The organism is Shewanella sp. UCD-FRSSP16_17 (assembly GCF_001675935.1).
Lineage (GTDB): Bacteria > Pseudomonadota > Gammaproteobacteria > Enterobacterales > Shewanellaceae > Shewanella > Shewanella japonica.
The window spans coordinates 381,426-399,756 of record NZ_LZFV01000024.1 but is presented as its reverse complement, the minus strand read 5'-3'; the positions used below and the strand labels follow the sequence as shown (position 1 = coordinate 399,756).

Here is an 18,331-nt window from a genome sequence, read left to right as displayed (position 1 = left end):
TCTTTCTTGCTAAAAAAGCCGTAATAATGAACAGGCTAATTACGTTAACAAGGATTGATAATGATTAAGCTTGTCGCCCAAATATGCCCCCTGATTGTTACTGCTATATTACTCAACATTGGCATTAGCCATGCAGCCCCCAATAAAAATTACGCCATTCAGTTTAATCAATTAGGTTTTGGCGTTAATGGTACAAAAACAGCTGTGGTTCCAGAAACTGATGCGGATAATTTTAGCGTGATTGAGCGGCATACTGGTAAAACGGTTTTTCAAGGAAAGTTATCTGAAGCCAAAACATGGGAAGCATCTGGTGACAAGGTAATGCTTGCGCATTTTGACGAAGTGACTCAGCAAGGTGAGTACTTCATAAAAGTTGACTCAATACCGCAATCATTGCCATTTACTATTTCAGATGAGCGTTATAACAAACCATTAGCTGCGGCGATTAAAGCCTATTTTTATAATCGCAGCGGCGCTGTGATTCAAAAAGAATTTGCTGGCCAATATGCGAGACCTGCTGCTCATCCAGACACTATTGTGTATGTGCACGAATCAGCGGCATCTAAAGCGCGCCCCGTTGGCACCGTCATTTCATCTCCTAAAGGTTGGTACGATGCTGGCGATTATAATAAGTACATAGTGAACTCAAATATCACAGTGTATACCTTACTTGCAGCGGTATCAGAACAGTCCAATGCCGTCATTAACCTTAACTTGAATATTCCTGAATCAGGTAATGCATTACCTGACATCATTGACGAAGTAATGTGGAATATTGACTGGATGCTGACCATGCAAGATCCCAATGATGGTGGCTTGTACCATAAGCTCACGACTAAGCGGTTTACTGGCGACACAGAAATGCCCCATAAGATGGACCAACCTCGTTACCTTGTTGCCAAATCCACAGCAGCCAGCTTAGGGTTCGCTGCAACAATGGCAAAAGCCAGCCAGATCCTTGCCCGGTATGATCAACACTTATCAATTAACCCTACAAATGGTCATAGCTATAGCCAGCAATTATTAATGGCAGCAAAGCAAGCATGGCAATGGTCATTGAAAAATCCAGCCATCCATTATCAACAGCCGAGTGATATCCACACTGGGACATATGCCACAGCAGGTGATGACTTAAATGATGAGTGGTTATGGGCAGCTGCCGAGCTTTTTGCTGCGACAGGCGATAGTGAATACCTAAGTAAAGTTGAAATACCGAAAAAGCCGCGTAACCCTGAGTGGGATAAAGTCGAAACGTTAGCCTTAATCACACTAGCATCACACTCTGATACGCCTTACAACATCGCAAAAAAAGCCAAAAAGCAACTCACGGCATTAACAGAGCGTTGGATTGAAGTGGGGCAAAATTCAGCTTACGGCCTTGCGATTAGTCCAAATGATTTTGTATGGGGCAGTAACTCAAACATGCTCAATAAAGCGGTGACGTTATTGCGTGTAAACCAAATCATAAACAATAAAGATAAGCCGAACAGTTTGTATGAGGAGCACGCTATAGCTATCGTCGATTACATTTTTGGTCGTAATCCAATGGGTATCTCTTATGTCACAGGAGTTGGCCAACAAACGCCGATGCATATTCACCACCGTGCTTCTATGGCTGATGGTATTAAAGCCCCTATTCCCGGTTTTTTAGCAGGCGGGCCACAACCAGGTCAACAGGACGCCAAAGATTGTAAAAAACAAGGCGGCATTTACCCATCAAAACAAGCTGCAAAGTCTTACCTCGATCATGATTGCAGTTATGCCAGCAACGAAATCGCCATTAACTGGAATGCCCCTTTGGTGTATATGTTAGCGGCGCTGGTTAATCAGGAAAATTAACCCAAACATATTTGTTTAAAAATACCAGTCGAGAAAAAGCGGCCTTGGAATAACATTTCCAAGGCCGCTTTCATTTTCTCACCATTGAGTTATTAAGCAGAATGACGATCAATTATCCGGTTACACATCCAGTAACGTCAAAATCGTTTTACCGAGTAAACCTTCAACCACTTCCCTACCTTCGCCAGGAAAATGCCCATCAACCATTTTGATCAGGTTAGACATGCCATTAACGGTCATGTCAGAAGGCTCAGGTAAAGTTGAATTAGCAATGAGCATATTCAAGATATAGCGAAAATGCTTTACCGATAAGGACTGATGCCAACTCTCAGTTAACGCCTCTTTCGAACTAAAATCTAATTGCTCAGCAAAAATCGGAAAGACTTTTCCTCTTAATGCATGAGCAAACTCTTTATTCGATTCGTAATAGCCTTGTAAGGTACTCTTTCGCACCCCTGCAACTTTGGCAATGTTGTCATACGTCACACAATGCCAGCCGCTTTCAAAAAAGATATCCAAAATAATTTGGTTATACTTCTGAAAGTTAGCTTCTTTCTCTTCTTTAGAAATCTTCGCCATTACTTTTAACTCTTTAATTAAGTGCTCTTTCAACTGCTGATCATTGTGCACGAATCTCACATAAAATCAATATTGGGTATTAAATACGAAAAAGACTTGCAATAGGTATTTAATACGAATAAGCTACACCCAATTCGTACCAAGTACCGTTATAACTTTGTCATTAAGAGAGAGAAACATGAAAAAATCAGTATTAGCATTATCAGTCATTTCTGCATTATTTCTTGCAGGTTGTAGTTCAGATGATGATAGTAGTTCGCCAGAACCAACACCTGAACCAACAGAGTCACGTGAAGTGGCCGTTACTATAGCAGCAGCGCAACTGTTACCAACTTCAGTAGTCATTACCTCTGACGAAGATGGAATTCCAGTGTTACCAGAATACATTCAGCAAGTTGACAATAAAGGTTATCAACACGCTATCCTTGTGAAAGGTTATGACCTTTGCTACAGCGATGAGATTGTAACTGACAAATGTTTTCACAATATCGATATTTATGACGCAACTATAACACTTGACGTAACTGGCGAAGCTACAATCACTATTAGCAATCCAATTGTTAATAGTGTTGATACATCGCCTGTTTATACAGCCTTTGGCGAGGAAACACTCAAAGTCGAGGATACACAAGTTGAAATAAAAGTGACCAATAAAGATTGGCAATACATAACAGTTGAAAGCTCTAATGATGTCGAAGCTAGTTATCTAAACAATTTAAGTATGGAGTGGACTGAAGTTAGTAAAGATGCTCACCGTAATGTAGATTACGATTACTCATTTGGTTATGTACTCATTGATTCACAAGTAGTTGTTGATACTCCAAAATATGGTTCACTTGAAGCTGATACCACTTATGAAGCAAATGGTCGAGTCGACCTTAGAGTTAACTTCAATGAAAACGGCAATATCATTATTGGCGATCCTTCATTCGGCGACGGTGATTCACCAATCATTGAACCTGTTACTCCTGTTATGGATGAAAACATAATGGGACGAGGATTAACTGACTACACTATTGATCACAATACTGGCGCTGTTACTTGGAACATTGAAGACAATGGCACAATAAAGGGTAGTGAAGCTAACCGTATAGAGGAAGCCTTTACCTATGAAATAAGTGACTTTGGCGAAAAGGTTGGTAACTACAATTTAAATCTAAAGTCAAAAACTAATGATTTAACTGAAGATGGATTTGATACTTATACTGCTTATACTGCTGTTTACCTTTTCACAGAAGGTGGTACTAAGCGAGGCGAGTTAGAAGAAGCTGCCGAATTAAAGGTTCGTGGCGATGGAACACTACATATTGTAGTACCAGCCTCCAGAGAGCAAATAATTGTTAATAGCATTGAAGATGTAGTCGATTTTTATGGTGATGGTAAGCTATATCCAATCAAAGATTTATTCGTTCGTAAGGTGTTTGGGAATGATGCGACCATAGGTAACTTCTATACTCGTTATAACTATTTGAATCTTAATGGTGGTGATTCAGTTACAATTAGCGAATATAACTTTACTGTTAAATCCGAGAATGAAGGTTTATAATTTAATTAATCTAAAATATTTGCTGCTGTCATTTGTCAGCAGCAAAATCTACTAAAAGTACCTTATAAAATTAGAGGCTGATCTTTTTGAGATACTTTAAGAGTTTTAAATTTGGATATTTAAAAACTTAAAACGAAACTCTTACATACACTCTAACCTAGTGTTAAATCTTCTTTTCCAACAACTCAGTCAACCGATCTATCTTGGCATTAAGCTGTTTAATATCTTCTGCAGTCGCCACTTCAGCTCTATTTTCAGCTCCTGACTCAGCTTCATTCTCGCCCTGCTCTTCTCGCATGATTTTAGTTTCTTCGCCCATGACATCAAGCACGGCGCCTACCATCATATTGAGGAAAACAAAGGTGGTTAAGAAGATAAAGCTTAAATAATACAGCCAGCTTAATGGGTATACTTCCATGGTTTCATACATGATCGATGTCCATGATTCGAACGTCGAAATTCGGAACAAGGTCAGCATCGCAATTGACACGTCGCCCCACAAAAAGTCATTCACATTGGCAAAAAACATGCTGCCAATAGCACCATAGATATAGAAAATTACGAACATTAGCAGTGCGATATAACCCATTCTTGGGATCGCTTTTAATAGTGCATTAATCAGCATTCTTAACTCTGGCACCATAGATACTAATCTCAGCACCCTGAATATACGTAGCAATCTTGCGAGTAAAATCGTTGACCCGCCTAAAGGTACTAAGCTACCGATAACGATAATGGTATCGAAGATATTCCAGCCTTTGGAAAAGAAAGACTTAATACCATCACTCGCCATAAATCGGATGATCAACTCAAATAAGAAAAAGCCAGTGATCGCAATATCCAATACCCATAAGCTTTGCTCAAGCCAAGGCGGTAAATGGTAAGTGTGGGCACCAATAGATAATGCAGAAACAATAATCACAAAGATAACAAAACCTTGGAAGGTTTTACTTTGATCAACTTTTTTAAGGGTATTGAGGATACCAGTAGCTTGCATGGTGGGTTGTTCTCTCCAAAAATAAACCCCTCGGTTTTGAGGACACGAGAGCCTACTTAACCAAGATTAAAATAGAATTAAATGCAACGATCAACACAGTAAAGTGCATATCGCTACCCGTTAAAGGCCGCTAATATACAAGCTGATGGTTTCTTTCACTAATTAACTTATGTTAAAAAACAAAAAACCTAAGAAAACGTTCGCTTTCTTAGGTTTGTTTATTGCTCAGATTTGTCAGTATTAACTGCTCAAACTGAGTATCGTTAACAGTGATTCATGCCGATTATAAATGAGCAAATTGGCGTATCAAATTATGGTAAACATTATGCAGTCTATCCAATTCTGCACGCGGCGTATTACCCGCAGCAATAAGCGATTGAATTGACTGATCAAGTTGATATAAATTTTCTCTTAAAACCGATTCTGACACCATACTTTGCATCCAAGTGATTGCTGCAACTCGCTCACCACGTGTCACCGCTGTCACTTTATGCAAACTACTGGACGGGTAAACAACCGCATAACCCGCAGGCAGTTTAATGGATTGCTCGCCAAATTCAGTGGCGATAATCAACTCACCGCCATCATACTCATCGGGTTCAGAGAGAAATACTGTCATCGATACATCACTACGCAGCACAAACTGAGTATTGGGTACCCGCATCACTGCTGCATCAACATGAAAGCCATATTCTTCAGACTCTGCATAGCGGTTAAAACACGGCGGAAATATCTGATGCGGTAATGCAGCAGAAACCACTTTGGGTGTTTCACCTATTGTATTCAACAACTGGTTTGCCAACTGTTGAACCTTGGCGTCACTGGCCAGTGCTTGGCTGTTTTGCTTGACTGCCGCAGCCATTCCCATTGCCGTATTTTTACCGTCATCCCAAGGGACTGACTGCAAAGTTTGTCGATATGCTTTTACGTCTTCTTTAGACAGTATTTGCTCAATTACAATCATTAGTTAACTCAACTCAATCCTTAGAATTCATAGGTCGCTGACAATTTAGCATTTCTAGCATCGCCAAGGTACATAAATGCGCCCGAGCGATAAGCGGCTGTAAAATACTCTTCATCTAGCACGTTACCCACATTCAAGCGGAAAGTTAATGACTCAGTTGCGTTGTAGTTAGCAAATAAATCAACCACTTGGTAATCTGGAACAACAATGCTGTATCGGCCGTTTTCATCATCATAACCCGCTGCAGTATCAGGTTGCCCGCCGTACATTTCGCTTTGATAGGTGTAACCTGCACCAACTACAAACGCTTCATTAATTTGATAACGTAATTGTAGATATGCACTTTCATCAGCAAAGTTACTCAACGCAAGGCCTACGCTTTCTTCATTGAATGATTCAAGCACCTCTGAATCCATAATCGCTGCTGAAAATTGCACGCTTAATGCTTCAGTAATATTACCCACCATGCCAAACTCGACACCTTGAACTCGGTTTTTACCTGTATTTAATGTGCCAAGTGTTGAGTAGCTGTCGCCCACACTTTCCATTACGTCACTCTTGGTGATTTGGAAAACTGACGCCGAAAACATCACACTGTCATCAAATAGCATCCATTTAGTACCAAGCTCAATGTTTTCAACTAATTCTGGATCGGCTGCACGCGCTTGTTCAGCAGTACCACATACACCACCATAACCACAGCTTGCGCCTAAGTCTGACTCACCACCATTGATATTGGTTGCAGTACTGTAATTAGCATAGATATTCCCTTCATCAGTGATGCTATACACTAACCCAAGGTGTCCGTTAAACATGCTGTCATCATATTCGTACAACACATCTCCATTTCGACTGCTCGATGTATCATTCTGATAATCAAAGCTATCTTGTCTAACACCAAAGAACAGCTCTAGATCGTTTGTAAGCGCTACCGTATCCATAAAGTAAGCTGAAATGGTCTCTATTTGATACTCAGCATCATTGATGCCTTTAGTGTAAGTTCGGCCCATAAGTTTATCGATATTGTCGACAGAGTTACCGTCACCATCTAACATACAGTAAGCACCAGAGTCACCACGTCTCCCTGCTGTTATACAGTTAGTTTCGTTGGCAAATTCAATATCATAAACACCGTTATCAACTTGCTGATCGGTATACTCTAGGCCAAAAACAAACTTGTTCTCCATGCCTAGAATTTGTGTATTCCAAAACAAATTAAATTGGGTGCTGATGTAATCAACTTCTTGGTTACCTTGATGAGTACTTAAAGTCAGAGTATCAACACCTGGTGCGACAGGATCTGATTCACTGCGTGTCGTTCCACGAGCACCTGTGGTGATATAACCGTTTTCAGTTTTACCGACACGAGTCGCATTATAAAAGGTCAGATTATCGTTAATGTCATATTGAGTGCGCAGGGTAAAAGTCAGCACTTCTGAATTTAGAAAATCTGATTCTTGCGCATATACAGGAATATCAGAAATGGGCTCACGGGTAGATTGATCAAAGTAGCTACCTAAATCAGCCACATCTTTTGCATCTAAATAATACCCATCAGCAATGAAAGACAAATCGCTTGTTGGCTCAAATACTGCTGAAAGTTGCACACCATTGCGCTCACGGCTAATACCTTCCCTGCCAGGCTTATCTTCATCAGCAAGTAAACCATTGACACGTAAACCGACAGTATCTGACACGGCATAGTTATAATCTAAAGTTAAGCGRCGATGATCGTCAGTACCTAATGCCAAATCAACACGGCCCAAGTCATACGATGTTGACGCTTTTTTAGTCACGCTGTTAATCGCACCACCTGAAGAACCACGACCTGCAAATGTCGAACTCGGACCTTTAGTGATTTCAACAACTTCTGTGGCAAAACTTTCACGGGTTGTCATACCTGGATCGCGCAGACCATCAACAAAAACATCACTACGCGCTTCATGACCACGAATAATGTAGCGATCGCCAAAGGCGTTACCGTTTTCACCAGTACCTAAAGTAATACCTGCTTGTGCTGACAAGATATCCTTTAAATCTGTTTTACCTGATTCTTGTATTTGATCTTGGGTTAATACAGTGATGACTTGTGGTGTATCAACAAGATCTGCAACACGGCGCAAATCGCCAGAGGCTTCAGATAAGTAAACGGCGTTCTTTACACCGTGAACTTTAATACGCTCAATGGCTTCAGCAGTTTGGTTTTTATCGCACTCAATTCCGCTAACTTCTGGGTTACAGTTCTCTTTAACTTCGTGATCTGCCGAGACTATAGGAGAAGAGAAAACGAGAGCGGCTGCTACGGCTTGTGCGCCTAGTGATAAATGTTTTTGGTTGGCTTGTTTCATGTTACACACTGTCCTTTGTTAACAGATTCCTAATATTCGCGCGGATGGTAACAAACTAGGGGTGGGAATGTAAATCGTTATCATTTAGATTTACATTAGGATGATTCAGTATAGAAAACGAATAAAAAACGTCCTGCAATCGCTAAAGGTATTTAAAGAGGAATAAAATAAACGAGAAAAGTGTTTATAAACGTAGCTTGAAGCTTGCAGTGAGTAGGGAATCACGTGTAGTCACATAAGACCTACATGCTGCATCTGAGCCAATAGGCTCAATCAAAACAGGATTTATCTAGCCATTAAATCAAAGAATGAATTGTTTACATACAGCAGTCAAAAGGCCCATCTACTAAAAATTGATTAATCTTGTTCGCCAATGGCATAGATCTCTAACGGTAGATCGTCAGGATCGCTAAAAAAGGTAAATGACTTGCCTGTATATTCGTCGACTCTAATCGGTTCAACATCAATATTGTGTTGCTGTAAATGTGCAACAGCCTGATGGATATCATCCACTTTAAAAGCTAAATGACGTAAGCCTTGCGCCTCAGGGTAACTGGGTCTTTTCGGCGAATGAGGAAGAGAAAAAAGCTCAATTTGCGTGCCGTCCTTCAGCTGTAAATCCAGCTTATACGAGTCACGTTCTTGACGATAATTTTCAGCAAGTACTGTAAAGCCTAATACTTGAGTGTAGAAATACTTCGAGCGTACATAGTCACTTGCAATAATCGCTACATGATGAATACCGTTAAACATAACGCCCCTTTCAATCTATGATAAAAATAAAACCCTGATAGAGAGTCTATCAGGGTTTTAATCATGACACTGAATGATAATTAATCAGAATCATTAATCAATTATCGTAAGCCTTTAAACGCCGACTTCACCGCCATCATTTTTACGAATAACCACAGTTGCATCACGAGGGCGTAATGTCATACCTGCAGGAGTTTCCTCTGCTGCATTGCTTGAATAAGGCCAATTTCTTGGATGCTGAATATTGGCAAATACCGTGCTGTAATCAGATGTAATCGCAAAACCAGTCACCTCACAACCATTTGGCCCAACAAAGAAGCGTTTTAGCTCACTTTGATTGTCCGCAGAAACCACTTGCTGATTGTCGTCGTCGTCAACCAAAGTTGATGGCACAATCGCTAGCATTTGATCATTGGTGTACTCTTCGACTTCATCTGCACCATTATCAGTTTGAACCCACATAATGCCGCGCTGATCGAAAGCCAAGCCATCAGGACTTGCAAACTGATTTAAGTCATTCAGACCAGAGATGTTAGTCTCTTCGTCTGCATCAGTAGGTGCACCAAAGACAAAAATATCCCAGTTAAACTCCGTTGCTTCTTCACCTTCATCCCAACGGATAATATGACCAAAGCTATTATTCAAACGTGGATTAGCTGGATTGGTATCATCTGTGCGTTTTGTGTTGTTGGTCAAAGTCAGATATACACTGCCAGTAAATGGGTCAACCGCAGCCCACTCAGGACGATCCATTGGTGTTGCCCCTACTAAGTCTGCTGCACCTGCCGTATTTAAGATAATCGCAGCCACCGAATCGAAGCTATCGGCTAATGTGTTACCATCAGTTGTCGTGCTATCAAGTGTTAATGGTAACCAAGCACCCACGCCATCTTCACTGAATTTAGCCACATATAACGTACCTGAATTCATGTACTTATCGCCCATTGCTAAACGATTAGTCGCATTGGCATCCGCTTCATCCCAAACGGCATCTGAAACAAATTTATATAAGTACTCAAAACGTGAATCATGACCAGAATAAAATGTAATTGGCTTACCTGCCTCTAGCTTACCAAAAGTACAGCCTTCGTGACGAAAACGCCCTAAAGCGGTACGTTTAACAGCACGAGAGTTAGGGTTATATGGGTCGATTTCTACAATATAACCGTGGCCATTAGCTTCATTGCGGTAATCATTCGCAGCACTTGAACCTGTCGGTGTAATATCAAAACGAGCAAATTCATCTAAACGCTCTTCATCATTCCCTGCTAAGTGGTTCCAGCCGTAGCGAGTATCTGAAGTTGAAATCCCAATACGGCTTTGATCTTCAGTTAAGGTGCCATGACTGACGAAATAACCAGGCCAGTTTTCTTCACAAGTCAGGTATGTTCCCCAAGGCGTGTAGCCATTACCGCAGTTATTCAATGTACCACGAGCTTGGCTGCCATCTGGCGAATAACGAGTTTCTAAATAAGATGTATAAGCTAATGGGCCGGCAACATCCATGACTGTTGCACCAGTAAAACGGCGATTATGTGAGTCGTTTTCAACCACTTGCCACATGTTGTCTTTTAACTGAATACGCACAACAGAAATACCATGGGCATTAATCTCTTTACGCACTTCATCAATGACAGTTCGCTTACCATTCGCATCAAGCGTTGGCCCCATTGGGTGTAAGGCATTTTGATTAATATATTCATGGTTAATACAAAGCAAACCGTCATCTGCTGCGTCATTTAACGGAAAGAAATGCATCCCATCATGATGCATTCCTACAGCGTTTTCTTGATCTACAGCGGTATTTGAGCCGTCTTCTTTCCATGCATTTGCTTTACTGTTTAGAGGCGTACCCCATGGAGCAAGTACATAAGCAGAATAACCTGCTGGTACTGCAACTGCATCAAGTTTTGAGCCAGCAATAGAGTCAAAACCTAATACCGCAGCGCTTTTAGTCGGCGGAGTCTCTGCTGGTGGTGGCGTGGTGGTTGGTGGCGGTGTGCTTGAATCGTTATCAGAACTACATGCTGCTAATCCTGTTCCAGCAAACGCTGTCATAGCACTTAACCCTAAGCCACGTTTTACAAAGTCACGACGTGATAAATGGTTTTCCATCACGGTGGCAAATGGCACATTATTGCTTTTGTTATATTTGGTTGGGTCGAATGTCGCCTTGCTCATAATCTATCCTTAAGTTTGCTCACATCATTAATTGGGGGCTAAATTAGTGAACATAAGATAAGCAGGCTTTGTGACAAATTCACGCCATCTTGATGACAGCAAGATGACGCTTTTATAGCAAAATAATGAACAGAGAATGAAGTGTGATGGTGACCACAATAGATGTGGCAACATTAAAAATAGTTAAAGAAAAATACGTAACACTTTGAAAAAGTTAATACATATTTGCTACTTTCGTTTCGATTTTGCAAGCGCTTTTTGTCGAGCTTGTTGCTTTAGCGAGCCTTTCTTCGTTTTACGCGTCACAGGAGCAACCTGGGTTAAATCAGGCTCAAACCCTGGTAACCATTGCTGTGGTAGTCGCCTATCTAAAAAAGCTTCTAGCTTGATCAGTTGTGGCTCGTCATCAACACTTAATAATGTAATTGCTTGGCCTGTGTTACCTGCACGGCCTGTTCGGCCAATACGATGAATATAGTCTTCATTCTGGAAAGGAAGCTCAATATTAACCACATAATTTAGTTCGTTAATATCTAATCCTCTGGCGGCAACATCTGTCGCAACTAACGCGTTAATTTCGCCAGATTTAAATTGAGTTAACACACTCTCACGCACAGCTTGTGAAAGATCCGCATGAAAGGCTGCAGCATTAACGCCAGCTTGCTGTAATTGCGCAGCGACTTTATCTGCGCCCTGTTTAGTGCGGCTAAAAATTAACGCTTGTTGCCAATCTTCTTTTTTAATGAGATGACTTAATAGTGATAATTTTCTCTTGCTATCAACGTTATATACTCGCTCAACAATACTCGTTGCAGTGCTGTTTCGTTGATGAGTTTCAATCACTTGAGGTGAATCTAATAAGCGTTTACTGAATTTAAAAATGCGTTCATCCAAGGTGGCTGAAAACAGGAGTGTTTGACGCTCTTTTGGTACACGTTTCAACACTTCGATGATTTCATCTCTAAAGCCCATATCCAGCATGCGATCGGCTTCATCAAATACTAAATGTTTAAGCTTGGATAATGACATCACTCGATTACGTAAATGATCGAGTAAGCGCCCTGGTGTGGCAACAATAATATCCGCGCCTGCTTGAATCGCATTAGCTTGAGCTTTGATACTGACTCCGCCATAAACAATCACAGAGCGAATATCGGTGCCAGATGCATATTTTTCAACATGTTGATGCACTTGCTGAGCAAGCTCTCGGGTAGGCACCAAAATTAAAGTTTGGGTGTAATGCGCTAACGCATCTTGCTTGTCATCAACACTGTTATTGACTTGAGGAGCTGCTGCTTTTGATTGCAACAACATTTGAATGATTGGTAATGTAAAAGCGGCTGTTTTTCCTGTGCCCGTTTGCGCGCCAGCTAATACATCTTTACCAGACAATACCACTGGTATCGCCTGCTGTTGAATAGGCGTAGGCTGCTCGTAGCCTAACCGAGTTAACTGCTTAACTAACAAAGGCAATAACTGCAACGACGAAAAAGACATAACCACTCCCAATTATTAAGCCGCAAAGTTTATCACGCCTAACAATGAAAGCCAGCCACACAGCAGTTATCGGCAACTATTTAATCACCTTTGTAGACAACTAAATATTACCCAATTCATTATCTTTTTAGCGCCTTACCTGATATTTATTATTTGCCAGCAGTCATCGCGCCATACCCACCCCATTTAGTGGCGGCTAAACCAATAATAAAGCCTGCGAATAGGCCATCAGCCACAAACCAAAATGGTGATTGAAACACCCCATTAAAGCCAAATATAGCCACCATCATCGCTTGTATTTGATCGTATGCTAACAATGATAATACCAGATTTAACCAGCCGCCCATCACAATAGCGGTAAGCCACCAAGGTAAAGAAATCTTTAAAATGGGATGATAATCAAACACACCAACAAGTCCGATAATCGCACCAAAGGTGATATACCATAACAATATGCCCCACAAAAATTGTGTGTTTGTATCGGGCGAAAACAGAGGAATTATCCAAAAGCACAGTAAACCAATCACTAAACCAATCAGCTTGCCTATGGCTGTACGAGTAATAAGAGAAGGGTTATTGAACATAGCACCTCCAAGCCAAAACCTTATGTATTAAGCGCAAATTAAATAGTGGCCAAGGCGATAGTGAGCACTAACCACCTTATCGATTAAGTCATTTAATATTAGCCCTCACAGGCGTTTATTGTTGTGATCATCAATCAATTTACCGAACCTAAAAAGCGCTTTCTACCCTAGTTTTTTAGTACAAAAGCCAGCAATGGTTTATCGCAGTCAGCTTCTTCTACAACACCCATTGGCGTAAAACCATTTTTATTCAAGACAGCTATTGAACCTACATTATGTTGAGTCACTTCAGCAAAAATAGGCCGAGTTGAGTGCGCTGATAAAAATAGCCGTAATGCATTAGTCGCATAGCCTTTTCCCCAATACTCACGACCAACCCAATAACCCAAAAGCCATTGGTTCTCACTTTGCCACAGCACAATGCTACCAATTACGACATCGTCAACAATGATCGCTTGTGCAGCGATTGCAGGATTACTCAAAATATTCTGATACCAATGTTCAAAAAATGCATTACGATCTCGAGCTGGAAAATCAGCCATTTCATTGGCCTCGGGCTCACATTGAAATTGAAATAAGTGCTCTAAATCTTCAGATTTAACATCTCTAAGTTGTAAGTGCATTAAACATCCTTTAATTGATTTCTATCCATAATCTTGGCTTTACTGGTTGCCAATCCCAATTAGTCAGTCAGTAAGCTTAGGCAAAATTGCCAAAAATTGATAAACTCTGCCTGTTAAACTTAACCTTTTTACAGCGTAATCTCTATTCACAGGAAAACCACAGTGACAGACTCAGCCATCCGCCTAAATAAATACATCAGTGAAAGTGGCATATGCTCAAGACGCGATGCCGATCGATTTATTGAGCAAGGTAATGTTTTTATCAATGGCAAACGAGCACAAGTGGGTGATCAAGTTTCATTTGGCGATAAGGTCAAAGTGAATGGCCAAGATATTGAGCCACGAGATGCTGAAGATTTAGTCTTTATCGCCCTAAATAAACCCGTTGGTATCGTCAGCACAACCGAAGGCACTGAACGCGACAACATCGTCGATTTTGTTAACCATTCAACGCGAATTTTCCCTATTGGACGTTTAGATAAAGACTCCCAAGGGTTAATTTTCCTGACTAACAACGGTGATTTAGTCAATAAAATTCTTCGTGCGGGTAATAATCACGATAAAGAATATGTCGTGACCGTGAATAAACCGATTACTGATGACTTTATCAAAGGAATGGGCGCAGGTGTGCCTATTCTTGGCGTTGTGACTAAAAAGTGTAAGGTCGAACAAGTATCAACTTATGCCTTTAAGATAGTCCTAGTTCAAGGGTTAAACCGCCAGATCCGCCGTATGTGTGAATACTTTGGCTTTGAAGTAACTAAACTTGAGCGTCAACAAATTATGAACGTTAGCCTTAAAGGTTTACCGATTGGCGAATGGCGTGACTTAGATAAACAAGAATTAGATGTGCTATTTGATATGATCAAAGACTCATCATCAGAAGATAAAAAATCAGCCCCAAAAAAGAAGCCTAAGCCTAAACCCAAAACGCAATCACTGCGTGATAAAATCGAAGGCCCTGAACACTTTATGCAGCACAACCGCAGCAGCAAACATAAAGGCCAAGCAAAGGGCGGTGGTAAAGGACAAACTAAGGGACAAGCCAAAGGGAAAGGTAATGCTAAAGGTGGTAAAGGCAAACCAAGTGCAAGTCGTAAACCTAAACGCTAAGTAGTTTGTCATCATAAGAAACAAAAAAGCTTAGCACTTAATAGCATTTTTCTACTAAAAATCACAAAAAACACCGTTTAACATAAACATTAAACGGTGTTTTTATTTCTTATTTCTTATTTCTTATTTCTTATTTTTTAGCTAATAGTTCAACTAAGGTGAAAGTTACTTATATACCGACTTAATGGCCTGCCTAACACCTTCATACAAACGCTTAAGCATCTTATCGAAAATCATTCGAATAGTTGCATAAGTTAGATCGGTAACCACGGTAACCACAGAACCGGCAAAGGCGAGCATATGCCCTAACAGCCCTCTGACTTCCTCAGCTGCAGCACTAGCTGCTGATGCAATTTTTTCTAAGGTTTTTGCCACCAAATCATAGAAAGTTAGCCCTGCAGAAATTGTCGCTTGAGCTGCAACTGCAGCGTAATAACCCGTTTCTTTTAAGATAGTAATTAACGCAGCACTTAACCTATCACTCCAGTAGTCACTGTAACTTGCTTGGTTACGGTTTTCATATTTCAACTTTACAGGCTGTAAGTATTCATTAGCTTTAGTGCTTAAATGAGCCCAGCTTTCGGTATCTGCAGAGACAAGATACCCAGGCACTGCACCTTCATCCGGATCCATACCATGCGCACTAATTTTCAGGCCTTGGCTATTATCAAGTCGATATTCAAAACCTTTGTAAGGTGCATGAATAAATGGCCAAAGCGGTACCTTAGGAACCAAGTCTGCACCATGGGTACAACGGTGGATTTTATTTAATCGATTAGTGTTTTTGTTGGCAAAGCTTTGCTGACCCACTCTCGGCGCACCAAAAGTGTATAAGTTAACGTTCGATGAATAGTTGTTTAAAGCTGCCCAATCCGCCGTTAACGATGCTAAGGCACCACCTAAACTGTGCCCGACACAATGAACAGCTTTTCCAGGATTTGCCGTACGCCATTGGTCTAAAAAGGTTTTGAATTGAGGACGTAAAGAGTTAAATGCATTATTAAATCCTGCATGGACAATTTGCCCACCTTCACTCGATGTTAAGCCTATTTGAGCATTGGTAGACCAATCAGCAATAGAGTTAAACTGAGTACCTCGTATTGCGATAACAGCATCTCCTTGATACTGACCTTTACCCACTCCCATAGCAGCAAAACCGGAATGGCGATTCATTACAAATCCTCCCGTTTTCCCAATACCTTTAGCTTGAAAGTCATAATGATTATTAATGTAGGCATTTCCGAATTTAGTTCTACCGCCAAATTCAGATTGCATATCAATGAGTGAGTACGTCGCTTGCGATAATTCTGCCGCAAGTTTTGGAGATAAAATAGGCATTTAACAATCCTTGTAAATGTTTAATTTAACTAATTAAAGGGTTTAATACTTACCATGAATTTTACGTTTTTCTACTTCAATTTTTTCTAGTTCAGGCCAGCGACAAATGCTGTCAATTTCATATCTAACGACACCTTGCTCGTAGCTGTCGTTAATAACATGATGAACCATTTCTTCCTCTGTAAGCTCACAATTCAGCGAAGCCAGACGTTCTTGAAAATAGGGACTGTGTTTTATCCCTCTGGATTTTGTAGCCCATATATAAGGATCTTGATATTCCTCATAGCGATCGTCTTCAACACGAATAATTTGAGAGATAATATTGGTAGAAAATAAACCATTTGGATGCGTTGACTGAATGACAATCTCAGGAAAGCTAAACTCACCATTGCTGCCTGTCGTAGTGTAATCATAAACACCATCTTCCATGACATTGATATAGAGGTAGCCTCGACGTAATTTAAGGCCTTCTACAGGCTTACCGTGCAGTGTAATTCTTCCTGAAACTGAAGGAAAAACTTCAACATCGACTGCTTTTTTGAATATACCCAACACAGTTCCCTCCGAGTGACTGCTGACCACCAGCATCAGTAAACAGCTGACTAATGCCGCAAATACAGTGAATTTTTTCATGTATTTAATGTCCCTTGCAATGGCGTCATATTCTGATTCAAGGCGCTAATTATAAAGAATTTAAAATGTGGATTGTATTATCACAATTAACTATATAGGTATGAATTTACATATTAAAGGCAAGAGGCTTACCCTAATGAGTATTACGAATAGATGAATAAATAGGCTAGTTATATAAGGTAGGTTAACAGCTTAAAATGAATAATATCCCCCCCATGACCATTTTCCAAAAAGCCAAGGTAAAACGGTACTTAAAACAGTAAAGCGAAAGCATCAATGATAAAACCTGTTTTTGCACGCTCGCCAACAGCGGCTCAACTTACAAACTGACTCATTTATTCAATAAAAACGTCATTGGAATTGCTAGTCGTTCAGCCCAGTCATCCTCAGTATGAGCCTTACCTTTAAAAAAGTGGCTTTGCCATAGCTCTTTATCATACTCAGCAGCCTCAAACAGTTTATCCACATCAGCTTGAAGCGGCGGATACATGGCATCAAGGGTTTGATCGCCATAATCAAAATACAATTTCACTTGAGGCTTAGTGGCAATCTGCTTAACTAAATACTGATTAAACACCTGTGGTATCGGGTTATTTTCTGTAGCAAAAGAGCCTGGCCAATGAGTCGATAAACAAGCGGCACCACCAAATATATTCGGGTACTCTAACGCCGTATACCAAGAGATTAACCCTCCCATACTTGAGCCCATAATAAAGGTATTTTGCTTATCTGTTGCGACCTTGAAGTGAGTATCGATATAGGGTTTTAGTTCAGTAACGATAAACTCAGCATACTTATCAGAATACACCGCCTGCGCTAATAGCTTTTCAGTTTCATTGCGCTGGGTTTGATACAAACTTGTTTGGGTATCTTCACTTAACGACTCAAACGGCTTTTGCGGAAAATATTCGCTATGGCGAGACTGCTCTGCATTATGAATACCCACCACGATAAAAGGCTTAATATCTTTATTTTTATTAAGGTTTGCAGCGGTTTCATCCACTTCCCACGCTGTACCATTCCACGACTGAGTAGCATCAAATAGCACCTTGCCGTCATGCATATACACCACGGCATAAGGTGCGTTAGCAGGGTAATTTTCAGGTAACCACACATCAATAGGGCGTGGTTTTATATGGGTAAATTGCAGACTATTGCCATCAAGCCTTTTTAACGTTCCTTGGCTGACATGAGGTAAAACGTTTTTAGCTAAAACAGGTTCATTATCCGCAATTACCACTTCTATATGGGATAGTGATAATGTAGCTAAGATAGCGCCATTCAAAATAAGTCTTTGAATACTCATAATTAAACTTAATAACTTCACAAATTATCC

Annotated in this window: 15 protein-coding genes; 3 read left to right on the top strand and 12 right to left on the bottom strand. The window is 40.6% G+C overall.

The window, feature by feature from the left end; genetic code table 11:
* The first annotated feature begins 60 nt into the window (after window positions 1-60).
* Entirely contained in the window at window positions 61-1,839 is a 1,779-nt protein-coding gene (locus tag A9267_RS13245) for a glycoside hydrolase family 9 protein (protein ID WP_082972365.1), read from the top strand.
* Window positions 1,840-1,959: 120 nt separating this feature from the next.
* On the opposite strand, the gene A9267_RS13240 is transcribed toward A9267_RS13245, so the two are convergent.
* Window positions 1,960-2,418: a TetR/AcrR family transcriptional regulator gene (locus A9267_RS13240; protein WP_065109586.1), complete on the bottom strand. Its 459-nt coding sequence runs from the start codon at window positions 2,416-2,418 to the stop codon at window positions 1,960-1,962.
* Window positions 2,419-2,596: 178 nt separating this feature from the next.
* Here A9267_RS13240 and A9267_RS13235 point away from each other — a divergent pair, with 178 nt between their 5' ends.
* The gene (locus A9267_RS13235) at window positions 2,597-3,964 is read left to right on the top strand and encodes a hypothetical protein (RefSeq protein ID WP_065109491.1); all 1,368 of its coding nucleotides are present in this window, start codon (window positions 2,597-2,599) and stop codon (window positions 3,962-3,964) included.
* A gap of 163 nt (window positions 3,965-4,127) precedes the next feature.
* On the opposite strand, the gene A9267_RS13230 is transcribed toward A9267_RS13235, so the two are convergent.
* From A9267_RS13230 to A9267_RS13195, 8 genes are all read right to left on the bottom strand, one after another.
* Window positions 4,128-4,961 (bottom strand): ion transporter, encoded by an 834-nt coding sequence (locus tag A9267_RS13230; RefSeq protein ID WP_065109490.1) that lies wholly within the window; start codon window positions 4,959-4,961, stop codon window positions 4,128-4,130.
* Window positions 4,962-5,244: 283 nt separating this feature from the next.
* Complete coding sequence (locus A9267_RS13225; protein ID WP_065109489.1) at window positions 5,245-5,925, bottom strand: Fe2+-dependent dioxygenase; 681 nt, start codon at window positions 5,923-5,925, stop codon at window positions 5,245-5,247.
* A gap of 20 nt (window positions 5,926-5,945) precedes the next feature.
* Window positions 5,946-8,273 (bottom strand): TonB-dependent receptor, encoded by a 2,328-nt coding sequence (locus A9267_RS13220; RefSeq protein WP_065109488.1) that lies wholly within the window; start codon window positions 8,271-8,273, stop codon window positions 5,946-5,948.
* A 357-nt stretch (window positions 8,274-8,630) separates the two neighbouring features.
* The gene (gloA2, locus tag A9267_RS13215) at window positions 8,631-9,026 is read right to left on the bottom strand and encodes an SMU1112c/YaeR family gloxylase I-like metalloprotein (protein ID WP_065109487.1); all 396 of its coding nucleotides are present in this window, start codon (window positions 9,024-9,026) and stop codon (window positions 8,631-8,633) included.
* A 114-nt stretch (window positions 9,027-9,140) separates the two neighbouring features.
* Window positions 9,141-11,207, bottom strand: a complete 2,067-nt coding sequence (locus A9267_RS13210) for a PhoX family protein (RefSeq protein ID WP_065109486.1) — start codon at window positions 11,205-11,207, stop codon at window positions 9,141-9,143.
* A 228-nt stretch (window positions 11,208-11,435) separates the two neighbouring features.
* Entirely contained in the window at window positions 11,436-12,704 is a 1,269-nt protein-coding gene (locus A9267_RS13205; RefSeq protein WP_065109485.1) for a DEAD/DEAH box helicase, read from the bottom strand.
* A gap of 149 nt (window positions 12,705-12,853) precedes the next feature.
* Window positions 12,854-13,288 (bottom strand): hypothetical protein, encoded by a 435-nt coding sequence (locus A9267_RS13200; protein ID WP_065109484.1) that lies wholly within the window; start codon window positions 13,286-13,288, stop codon window positions 12,854-12,856.
* A gap of 167 nt (window positions 13,289-13,455) precedes the next feature.
* A complete protein-coding gene (locus A9267_RS13195) occupies window positions 13,456-13,911 on the bottom strand; it encodes a GNAT family N-acetyltransferase (RefSeq protein WP_065109483.1) in 456 nt (151 codons plus the stop codon).
* Between the two features lie 162 nt (window positions 13,912-14,073).
* Between A9267_RS13195 and rluF the strand changes: the two genes are divergently transcribed.
* Entirely contained in the window at window positions 14,074-15,024 is a 951-nt protein-coding gene (rluF, locus tag A9267_RS13190; RefSeq protein ID WP_065109482.1) for a 23S rRNA pseudouridine(2604) synthase RluF, read from the top strand.
* Window positions 15,025-15,189: 165 nt separating this feature from the next.
* On the opposite strand, the gene A9267_RS13185 is transcribed toward rluF, so the two are convergent.
* The 3 genes from A9267_RS13185 to A9267_RS13175 all read right to left on the bottom strand — a co-directional run bounded on the left by A9267_RS13185 (window position 15,190) and on the right by A9267_RS13175 (window position 18,322).
* Window positions 15,190-16,362 carry a lipase family protein gene (locus A9267_RS13185; protein ID WP_055024892.1) on the bottom strand — a complete coding sequence of 391 codons (1,173 nt, stop codon included), beginning with the start codon at window positions 16,360-16,362 and terminating at the stop codon, window positions 15,190-15,192.
* 42 nt (window positions 16,363-16,404) lie between these two features.
* Complete coding sequence (locus tag A9267_RS13180) at window positions 16,405-16,995, bottom strand: DUF6795 domain-containing protein (protein ID WP_065109481.1); 591 nt, start codon at window positions 16,993-16,995, stop codon at window positions 16,405-16,407.
* 331 nt (window positions 16,996-17,326) lie between these two features.
* Window positions 17,327-18,322, bottom strand: a complete 996-nt coding sequence (locus A9267_RS13175; RefSeq protein WP_231919115.1) for an alpha/beta hydrolase — start codon at window positions 18,320-18,322, stop codon at window positions 17,327-17,329.
* Window positions 18,323-18,331: the final 9 nt, after the last annotated feature.